This window comes from Thermoplasma sp. (genome assembly GCF_008709555.1).
Lineage (GTDB): Archaea > Thermoplasmatota > Thermoplasmata > Thermoplasmatales > Thermoplasmataceae > Thermoplasma.
Map to the genome: position 1 here is coordinate 1 of NZ_VYIJ01000031.1, position 8,817 is coordinate 8,817.

Sequence of the window (8,817 nt, forward strand, 5' to 3'; positions counted from 1 at the left end):
CATACATCACAGTGGTACGCACGATCAGATAGCTTAAGATCATGCTTTATGTTACCGCACCTTGAACATATCTTCGATGAGGGATCGAACCTACCCATCCTTACCACGTTCTTTCCATATTTATACGTCTTGTACATGAGCGTCTTCTTAAATGCGTTGTCAAGGAAGCGTAGGGACATCCTTAAATATTGGGAGTTCACTTCATAAAGCCATGTATAATTCTTTTCTAGTTCAACTAGCATGTTTTTGAGTATCCAGATAGCTCAGAGAAGATTTATCCGCATCGTTATGCGTTATGTGGTATTCATCCCTCTTCGCTAAGAAATAATTGTAGACAAAACGACAGCTACCAAGGTGTTTTTCTAAAAGGACCTTCTGTCTTTCGTTTGGATACAGCTTCACCCTGGCAGCTGTTATCATTGTTATAGATGTAGAATCATCAATTATAGACTTTTTCCATTGGATGAAGTACATGTATCTCATCACTGAAGCTATTGAGAATTACAGCTTCCTCCAAACCCTTAATTTTTCTATAATTTTGATGTTTTATTTGCCTTCATAACTGATAATATAACACATTGATTATATAAACACTTGTTGGAGTTATATGCTATATGAAATTGAGATACAGGTTTTATCAGACATTAAATTTAAGATCATGCGTCAGATTGAATAAAGCCATGATGCTGCTTTTGCCCGTATATTATCGGGTAAATGGTTAGGCTGTTAGATCTACAGTTTCCGGTATCAGGTGTTCCAGCAGTTGAATAGCCATTAGTGATATCAGACCCAACAAAACATCGTAGACCCAACTATCTGAATTTCATCGTACCTCCTGAGGGGCTTCCCGGCTGCTTGAACCTCAGTATAAGCGATTAGAGGCTGAGAGGTACTCTCTCCCTCTGATCCGGTTCCTTCAGTCCCAGGAACAGGAAGGCCGACAGGAACCTCCCAAAGAAAACCATGATGTACGAATACATCAGCGCGAACCTGATGGGGAAAAGCGTCTCCATGAACGCCAGCACGTATCCTCCAGAAAGGGCGCCAGCTAAGTATATGATGCCGTTGAAACCGTTAATTATGGATATGTATTCTGCCCTGTGCCCATCAGGGACAATATCGAGCAGATAGGAGTTCATCACGACGTTCTGTATCGATCCGAGGATCCCACTGTAGATCTCCAGTATTATGAATTCCTTGAAATTCACGAAGAATGCATACAGCAACGGTATCGCGCTAAGCAGAAGGCGATTGCCAAATATCAACGGGGGCCTGCTCACGTGGTCAGTGATCCTGCCGAGCAGGTACTGAACGATGACGGATGTTAATAGAGAGGCCACCGTAAGTATGGCGACCTGTGCTAGATCGAAGTTCATTATCAGGACTACAGTCATCGGGAACATTGGCCACGCCATGGACCAGAAGAAACCCTGTACGTTCATTGCCATGAAGTACCGGTAGAAGAGACTGTTCTCCCTTCTTGCGGAACGCAGGGTTTTTATGAGGTTCCCAGAAAATTTTCTGGCAGAACCTGATTCCCTGAGAAATGACATCAGCACGGCAGACAGAATGTAAGAAACGGCAGCGGCTGAGAACGGTATGAGTATCTCCTCTGTGGCCGTGCCGTGGAAGAGAAACACCATGACGATCAGCGATATTATTGTGCCTGCCGAGCTCAGCATGTTCACTATGGAGAGGAAACGACCCCGTACCGTGCTTTTCACCTGATCCGCTATGAGCGAGAACCAGTTGACGGTTATCAGCGATCCGAATAGAGATATAAAGGCGTAAAGGACGATAAGGCCGATCGGTGTCCTAACCATGGTCAGAAGGTACCAGAGAACGCCCAGAACGATGCTTCCCAATATGAGAAACGGTTTTCTCCTGCCGAATCTGTCGCTGATGCGCCCCCAAAGCAGCTGTCCTCCGTTTGATATGGCGTTGGCCGTTGACTGTAGCCACCCCATCTCAACGGCTGTGGCACCGAGAAATACACCGAATACCCCTATGAAACTATTGGCAGCAGTTGCACCTGCTGAAACAATAAAAGACCTAAGGGCTATCAGCGTGGAATTCCTCATGGTTCACTTCTGTGAAGCGAGGTCTGGCATTGCTGTTTTCAATATTAATATTGCTCCTTTGCGCCATATTTCGCACGAGAAATGCAGTGTTTTACCATAATATTAGGGTATCAACCGTTCCTGTTCTTCGCAAGGACTATCACGAGTATCGATATTACGATCAGTATGCCTCCAACATACTGCATCGGGCTCAGCCTTATTCCAAGTGCCAGGTAAGATGAAACGGCAGCGGCCAAGGGTTCCAGAGTCCCGGAAACGGCGGCCTCCACAGGGCTTATGTACCGCATGCTGCTGATGTAGAGATAGAATGCCAGTGCCGTTCCGAATATGATCACGAACAGCGTCAGTGAAACCACGGGAATAATCTGCGCCATATCGATGTTCTGGAAGTAGGATATCCCGGAATAAGATCCCATCGGCACGGAGACGATGCCGCCCACGATCATCCCAGAGGCCACAGTTTTAAGGCCCCCGTATTCCTTCACGATCCTGGATGATGTTATCGTGTAGAGCGCAGCGGCGGCCGCTGTGGCAAGCCCGAGGACCAGGGCGATGAAGCTTATCCTCACTGATATGCCAGAAAACGGGAACCCAGTTGTGAGTTCGTAGATGCCCAATATCGAGAAGGTAAGTGCCAGTATCAGTGGCGAAAGGCCAAGGCTCCTGTAGATCATGTAATCATATATGGCAACGATTGGAAAGAAGAGGAACTGCAGCAGCGTTGCAACCGGAGCGTTGGAAAATGATATGGTGGCGAGGTAGAGTATCTGCACGCCAAATAGGCCGGGTATCGCAAATACAAGGAACAGCGGAAGATCCCTTCTGCCAACGAAGCCTCTGCCCATGGCCAGCAGTATGATCCCGGAGAAGACCATCCTCATCGTGACAAGCGTGGAGAACGGCATCCCGTAACGACTGAAGAGTATCGATGATACCGTTCCGGATAGGCCCCAAAGTGCTGACCCGGTTACCGCATAGGCTAGCATTCTGTATCTCAGCGATTGAAACAATTGAAGCATTTGGTATACTTAAAGGATCGTTATATTTTTTTACGTACATTCACTGAACGTTCACGATCAGCGTAATCGTCACCGCATACAACCGGAGGGAATACCTGAGGTATGCTCTGGCATCACTCCTCAACCAGGATTCTGACCATTTCGAGACCGTGCTGTCCAAGAACTTCTACGATAGATATATCGATGACCTCTGCTCCGAAAGAGGTATAAGAAATGTGACCACGGGTTCTTCCGGATCCGGAGAAAGAGTCTACGATGCGATCAGATCGGCTGGCGGTGACTTCATCCTGTTCCTGGATGACGACGACATCTTTCTCAGGACAAAGGTGTCTAGGGTGATGGAAGTGCTGTCTGCTAAAGCGGCTGGGTTCTACAGGAATGCCATATTTCCGGTGACCGTTGATGGCGTCGTTGCCAGGAGCTATCAGCCGCTGCTGCCCGATCCACTGTATCTTGTACCAAGGAGAGGATCGGATGTGTTTCTTCTGGATAGATATAACTGCAGCTTCAACAGCAGTTCCATGGGTATCTCCAGAGAACTGCTGGATTCGCATGCATCCGATCTGAGGAAGATAGATCTGGCCGTTGACACATTCTATTTCGCAGTCGCAGCCTCATCAGGAGTGCCCATTTTCTGCGATGGCAGGACAGAGTCCATATACAGGATAATGCCTAAGAGCACGTCAAGGGATATCAGGGACTTTGATAGCTTTGTTGAATTCGAAAGGTCGTTTCTCCGAAGGTTTGTGCGGGATCTTGAGAGGATCCATGAGATCGCCGAGGGCAGTCCAGCCGGTCCGTTTCTTACGCGCCGCCTCTCCCTTTACAGGACTTTGAAGTACGTATTCGAGGGGGAAAGGCCTTCAGGATCGCCATCGATTATGGATAGGATCATGTTCCTCAGCCAGAGGCCATTTCCATTCTCGATCCTCTATTCAAGGGCCTTCAGGAAAGCTGCAATGCGGTATGAATTCAGGATGGAGGCCGAGAAGATCCATGGCCGCGGTCGCTGAAACATCGCTTGAGGGCCACGCTGATGTGCAGAGTTCATTTTTCTGAGAGCTACCTAAGATTTATACACCAAGTTGATCTATCTCATTCCGATCGTTCATTGATCCACGGGCAGAAGATCGTCCATGATTCAGATGCGGATACCCTTTTCTTCAAGAACATTGCCAGCGGGAGCAAGGGAAACTGCACGCTCATATGGGACAGGACGGATCTCATCGTCATAGACCTTGGCGTAACAATGAAGAAGTTCAGGGATTCCATCAGAAGCCTTGGCCTAGAGGGCAGGGAAATATCGCTGTTCATCAGCCACGAGCATTCTGATCATATCAGCGGTGTCCCCATCACATCCAAGTATATCGATATGGACGTTTATCTGAGGCCGGCCCTTGCCGGATCCTTCAGGAGGAAGACGTACGAGATGGACGGATCCCTCGTGGTCGGAAACTTCGAGGTTAGGGCGTTCGAGATACCTCATGATGCGGCTGATCCAATTGGTTTTTCCGTATTCTGGCACGACGCCAAGATATCTGTTGTATCTGACCTTGGAAAGGTTACGGATCGCGTGATCGATGGCATAAGGGATTCGGATATACTTGCCTTCGAATCTAACCATGACGTAGAGATGCTGAGGACAGGCAGCTACCCCGAGATCCTGAAGAGGAGGATACTCAGCGATCACGGGCATCTATCCAATGAACAGTCTGCAGAGGCAATAGCCAAGGTCGCAACGGAAGAGACTAGGGTAATACTGACCCATCTGAGCCAGGAGAACAACAGGCCGGAGATAGCGCTGAACGAGGTCAGAAGCTATCTCGAAAACAGAAAGATAAGGTACAGGAGCATAGAGACCGCGGATCAGTATGCGGGGAGCAGCCTGTATTCACTTGAGAGATGATATTTTGTGACCGGGCTGAGACATTATACGACGCCATCAAGCCGATGGCCATCAGGCAATACTGATAAGATCTTCAGAAAAAATTAAAGAGGGATAAAAAAAGTAATTGCATGGCTACTGGTTCATCATTCATTTATCGCACTTGCCCGTCGGGCAGGCCGGATCGAACGTTGAATCTATTTTAAGATACTTGTCGGGCATCTTCGTCACTAGCTCGATGACCTCCTTTTCCTCCGGCTTCTTAGTCTCGGCCGTTCCGGCTGTCAGGACCTGAACGGTCTTGCTCTTGTCCCTGTAGACAGTTATGCCCTTGCAGTGCAGATCCTTTGCCATCCTATAGGCCCTGGCTATATCCTCACGGGTTGCATCGCTCTTCATGTTGATCGTCTTCGATACCCCTGAGTCGCAGTACCTCTGGAACGTTGCCTGCATCAGCACGTGCCACTGTGGATCTATCTCATGAGCTGTTACGAAGATCTTCTTAACCTCCTCGTTTATCTTTACATTCTCCAGGTTTCCGGTCTCCGCCACCTGCCTCATTAGCTCCTCGGAGTATATGCCCAGCTCACGCGTCTTATCCTCGAACAGCGGGTTCACCTCGAGAAGCTCCTGCCCGTTAAGCACATGCCTCACGAAGGCCAGCGCGAATATGGGCTCAATCGACGATGAGCATCCGGCTATTATTGAGATTGTACCGGTCGGCGCTATGGTGGTCGTGGTTGAGTTCCTCATCTTTATGCCTTCCTTCTCCCATTCCGATCCGTACCATGCAGGGAACACGCCGCGTTCCTCTGCAAGCGCCTGTGATGCTTTGTGGCTCTCCTCGTTTATGAAGCTCATCACCTTCTCACCAATCTCGAGAGCCTCCCAGCTGTTGTACGGTATCTCTAGCTTTATGAGCATATCGGCGAAGCCCATGACGCCGAGCCCTATCTTCCTGGTCATCCTGGTGACCTTCTTTATCTGCTCCACCGGGAACTTGTTAGCGTCTATGACGTCATCCAGGAAGCGCGTTGCAGCCCAGACAGTGTCCCTGAGCCTGTCAAAGTCAATCTTCTTTCCGTCTACGACGTACCTTGCAAGATTTATCGAGCCGAGATTGCATGACTCGTATGGCAGCAGCGGCTGCTCTCCGCACGGGTTTGTAGATTCTATATCGCCAACGTTCTTAACTGGATTCTTCCTGTTAATCTCGTCCAGGAAGATCAGCCCTGGATCCGCCGTCTTCCATGCCTGGTCTATTATGGCGTCCCATATCTCCCTGGCCTTTATCCTCTTCATAATCTTCTTTGTCCTTGGGTTAACGAGATCCACGTAATCGTCATTGTCGAGCTTGTCGAAGAAATCGTCCGTTACACCGACGGATATGTTGAAGTTGCTCAGCACCTTGTTTTCTGAATCCTTGCTCAGTATGAACTCCATGATGTCCGGGTGGTTGTAGTTCAGGATTCCCATGTTGGCGCCGCGCCTCTTGCCGCCCTGTTTTATGACGTCTGTTGTTACGTCAAAGATCTTCATGAACGATACCGGGCCAGATGCAACCCCCTTTGTGGATCCAACAATATCGTCCTTCGGCCTGAGCCTGGAGAAAGAGAAGCCGGTTCCGCCTCCCGACTTATGGATCAGCGCTGTATTCTTCAGCGTCTCGAATATGTCCTCTATGCTGTCGCCGACTGGCAGGACGAAGCAGGCCGAAAGCTGGCCCAGCTTTGTTCCAGCGTTCATCAGCGTGGGCGAGTTTGGCACGAAGTCCAGCGAGGACATGATCTCCTCGAATTTGTTTATGTAGCTACCCGCCGAAGTTCCCTTTGTCTGTATGAAGTCCATGAATTCCTCAAACGTGCCCTCTATTATGCCGTCCTCCTTCATGTAACCAAATGCCCTCCTCAGAACCTCTTCCTGAGTCGGGGATACCTTTCCTATTATCTCGGCCTTATCCGGCAACTTTCCGGTCTTCTTGTAAGTGATGTAATCATAGAGGGCCTCTATTATGCCAATATGAGATGCAACACGCCTGAACATCTGCCTTGGGGTCTCTATGATCTTGCCGTCCTCGTCCTTGAGAAGATACCTTGCCTCCAGAACCTTGACTGCGTTGAGGGTCAGCTTGAGGTCGTCCTTGACGCCCATAAGCTCCTTCTCTTCCCTTATGGCACGCCTTTTCTCCCTGTAGAGTATGTATGATTTCGCAACATCAGTGAACGTCCTGCCATCTATCTTCGATGTCATCAGAACGTCTTCGACTATGTCCTGTATCTCCTCTACGGATGGTTTTTCCCTGTCCTTTAACCTTGCCACGACTTTATCTGCAAGCTGCTCTGCGTCCTTCATCGTTCCGTTCTTGACGGACAGCATGGCCTTGTAGATTGCCATGGTGATCTTGTTCTTTTCGAACGGTACTACCGTTCCATCTCTCTTAACTACTTCCTTGACCATATTTCAACACCGTGGGTTTTGTTTTATTCTTTGACTGTTCAATATTTTTTATGTTACTTATTCGTTAATATGATGTGATAGGATCTAGTTTAATCTTTTGTAACAGATCTGATCACATAATTGATCACAAAGAGAAGATGATGCACAGCATTGTTTATTCATAACATTGCCATGATCCACCCATGTCTCTTGTTGAATGCGTACCCAACTTCAGTGAGGGCAGGGATCGAGACAAGGTTAACAGGATAAGGGATGCTATAGCCTCCGTTGACACTGTTAAGATCCTTGACGTGGAGATGGATCCGAACCACAACAGATCCGTCATAACTTTCGTATGCGATAGCTCCAGGGCAGTGGATGCAGCATTTGCCGGCATAAAGGCAGCTGCAGAGATCATCGACATGGATGCGCACAGAGGCGAGCACCCAAGATTCGGTGCTGCAGATGTTATACCCTTTGTTCCGCTTCAGGATACAAAGATGGATACATGCATCAAGCTTGCGAGGGATCTCGGGAGGAGGGTCGGAGAGGAGCTTGGGATACCTGTGTATCTGTATTCAGAGGCTGCGCAGAGGCCAGACAGGTACGATCTCGCTGCTATAAGGAACAAGAACTTCCAGTATGAGCAGCTGAAGGAGGCCATAAAGGACGAGAAGTGGAAGCCGGATTTCGGACCTTCGACCGTAGGAAAGGCTGGGGCATCTATAATCGGAGCCAGAGACTTCCTGATAGCGTACAACGTCAATCTAAACACGAACAACATGGAGATAGGAAAGAAGATAGCCAGCGCACTCAGAGCGAAAGACGGCGGCCTGACGTTCGTCAAATCTCTTGCATTCTTCCTGAAGGACAAGAACATGGTGCAGATATCAATGAACCTCACCAACTACAGAAAGACGCCAATATACAGGGCCTTCGAACTGGTCAGAATGGAGGCAGCGAGATACGGCGTTATGCCTGTGGAGAGCGAGATTGTAGGTCTGGTACCAGAGCAGGCACTGATAGATGTGGCAAAGTTCTACCTTCAGCTGAACGGATTCGATGAAAATAACATACTGGAACGCAAGATGGAGAAGGCTGCAAAGGAACAGAAAGATTGAACCTTCCCCAGTGAAAATATTTACACAGATGGGAGGTAAATTATTCCTCTTCAATGATACAAATATTTGACATGTTCAAACATATCTTTATATTTATGAATGCATAAATTTAAGAATTTTGTACCGTTTAACGTAAATATGGAGGGCATAGAAGATTTTCTTGAGAAACTTGCCAGCCCCTCACCTGCACCCGGTGGCGGTGCAGCCAGTGCCTTTGTTTCCATCGTTGGCGCATCACTCATTTCCATGGTATCACAGCTAACCATAGGAAAGAA

General features: G+C 48.3%; 9 protein-coding genes. 4 read left to right on the plus strand and 5 right to left on the minus strand.

Translation table 11 applies throughout. The features are described 5' to 3' along the window. From F6Q11_RS07605 to F6Q11_RS07295, 4 genes are all read right to left on the minus strand, one after another. The coding region (locus tag F6Q11_RS07605; protein ID WP_367119341.1) for a zinc ribbon domain-containing protein at positions 1-242 on the minus strand (242 nt) is incomplete at its 3' end. Beyond that, positions 232-483, minus strand: coding sequence for a helix-turn-helix domain-containing protein (locus F6Q11_RS07610; protein ID WP_367119342.1), 252 nt, complete (start codon positions 481-483; stop codon positions 232-234). The genes F6Q11_RS07610 and F6Q11_RS07605, both read right to left, overlap by 11 nt. Before the next feature lie 392 nt (positions 484-875). Further along, positions 876-2,081, minus strand: a complete 1,206-nt coding sequence (locus F6Q11_RS07290; protein WP_297027873.1) for an MFS transporter — start codon at positions 2,079-2,081, stop codon at positions 876-878. A gap of 110 nt (positions 2,082-2,191) precedes the next feature. Continuing rightward, positions 2,192-3,100: a DMT family transporter gene (locus F6Q11_RS07295; protein ID WP_297027876.1), complete on the minus strand. Its 909-nt coding sequence runs from the start codon at positions 3,098-3,100 to the stop codon at positions 2,192-2,194. Between the two features lie 65 nt (positions 3,101-3,165). Here F6Q11_RS07295 and F6Q11_RS07300 point away from each other — a divergent pair, with 65 nt between their 5' ends. Together F6Q11_RS07300 and F6Q11_RS07305 are read left to right on the plus strand one after the other, a co-directional pair. Next, a complete protein-coding gene (locus tag F6Q11_RS07300) occupies positions 3,166-4,113 on the plus strand; it encodes a glycosyltransferase (RefSeq protein WP_297027888.1) in 948 nt (315 codons plus the stop codon). A gap of 98 nt (positions 4,114-4,211) precedes the next feature. Continuing rightward, complete coding sequence (locus F6Q11_RS07305) at positions 4,212-5,006, plus strand: MBL fold metallo-hydrolase (RefSeq protein WP_297027879.1); 795 nt, start codon at positions 4,212-4,214, stop codon at positions 5,004-5,006. Between the two features lie 129 nt (positions 5,007-5,135). Here the strand turns inward: F6Q11_RS07305 and F6Q11_RS07310 are convergent, their stop codons facing one another. Beyond that, positions 5,136-7,442, minus strand: coding sequence for an adenosylcobalamin-dependent ribonucleoside-diphosphate reductase (locus tag F6Q11_RS07310; protein WP_297027882.1), 2,307 nt, complete (start codon positions 7,440-7,442; stop codon positions 5,136-5,138). A gap of 182 nt (positions 7,443-7,624) precedes the next feature. Here F6Q11_RS07310 and ftcD point away from each other — a divergent pair, with 182 nt between their 5' ends. Next, positions 7,625-8,542, plus strand: coding sequence for a glutamate formimidoyltransferase (gene ftcD / locus F6Q11_RS07315; RefSeq protein ID WP_297027885.1), 918 nt, complete (start codon positions 7,625-7,627; stop codon positions 8,540-8,542). A 138-nt stretch (positions 8,543-8,680) separates the two neighbouring features. Further along, positions 8,681-8,817, plus strand: a 137-nt coding sequence (locus F6Q11_RS07320) for a cyclodeaminase/cyclohydrolase family protein (RefSeq protein ID WP_297027890.1), incomplete at its 3' end; no start/stop codon positions are given.